We start from the raw sequence: 1,221 nt of genomic DNA on the forward strand, positions 1-1,221 counted from the left end.
AAAGCCTATCAAAGCTATATTTAATAGGCATGTAAACCAAAAGCTATTGGATACTTCATCTACCAATTCATAAAAAATGTCATGGAGCTAAGCGGTTCATGCTCCCCTCATCCCCCTTGCCAGCTCAGATTTGTAATCTGAGCTTATTTAAGCCAAGGCACGGATTACAAAACCGCGCCAGCTAGCACCAAAGCTACTTACCACCCAAATATGCTCAAACCTTTATGCTCTATGGCGGTTTGTTGTAGATATGTGTTTTTTATGGTGCATAAAAGCTAATGAACTTCTTAATTGGCTCAAACCAAATCTGAAGTTTGCTTCCTGCTTCAAACTGACTATGCTCAATCAATTCTCCGCTGTAATTGACTATGAAACGTTTATATTCACTCTTGCTTATATTAGATGCTTCATCTTGTATTTCAGTGTATCCTATGCTAACTATCTGATTAAGTACTTCCTCTTCTAATGGTTTCCACATATCAACTCTTTTGGCGCGACAATTTTTTAAAGCTAGATAACCATAGAAATAATGATTGTCCCATTCCTGAAATAATTGATTATCACCTAACCAAAAATATGGGTTTGAACTCTTTGTACTCCATATTACAGTTCCTTTCCTTAGTAGACTATAAACAATATTGAATTCACCATATTCCTTTTCAAGTATTCTAGTTGTTACTGTGTCTAAGCCTGGGAAATTATCAAAGTCGGCTATAGTATAAAAAGTGGTATCTAATTTATTGTGCAGATTACTTTTAATAAAGGCAAATATTTCGAGAACTGTATGTTTCTCCTTACTAGAAAGGTTAGAATAATTGTTTTCAATATTCTTGATAGTATTGGCCGCAAGGATTTCCTTTTTAGTTAATGAACTAATATTGAAATTCTGAGAAGGTTTGTACCATTCTTGATTCTCAAAATAGTTCTTTAAATCTGATGAGGAGAAAGTCCTACCATGTCGAGCAAATATCTCGTTTCTGAATATTCTCATTTCAGATAAGACTTCTTGACTCGCAATATCAAACAAAGAAGTTATCAGAATTACTAGTGCTAAAGCTCCTCTTTTCATTTCTAAAGTATTATTTGCTGGTTTTGGTTTGCAATACCGCCAACTAGTCGATATACTTAATACGCTTTATATCGTACCTCATTGCATAATAAAAGCCTATCAAAGCTATATTTAATAGGCATGTAAACCAAAAGCTATTGGATACTTCATCT

Annotated in this window: 1 protein-coding gene; it reads right to left on the reverse strand. The window is 34.1% G+C overall.

All coding sequences use genetic code 11. The annotated features are described in order from the left end of the window. Positions 1 to 259: 259 nt before the first annotated feature. Positions 260 to 1,069 carry a YARHG domain-containing protein gene (locus KEM09_RS21810; RefSeq protein ID WP_212232080.1) on the reverse strand — a complete coding sequence of 270 codons (810 nt, stop codon included), beginning with the start codon at positions 1,067 to 1,069 and terminating at the stop codon, positions 260 to 262. Positions 1,070 to 1,221: the final 152 nt, after the last annotated feature.

Origin of the sequence: Carboxylicivirga mesophila (assembly GCF_018271975.1) — a bacterium.
GTDB lineage: Bacteria > Bacteroidota > Bacteroidia > Bacteroidales > Marinilabiliaceae > Carboxylicivirga > Carboxylicivirga mesophila.

Coding starts and splice junctions, on each gene's coding strand:
- KEM09_RS21810 (WP_212232080.1), bottom strand. CDS start 1,069: ATGAAAAGAGGAGCTTTAGCACTAGTAATTCTGATAACTTCTTTGTTT.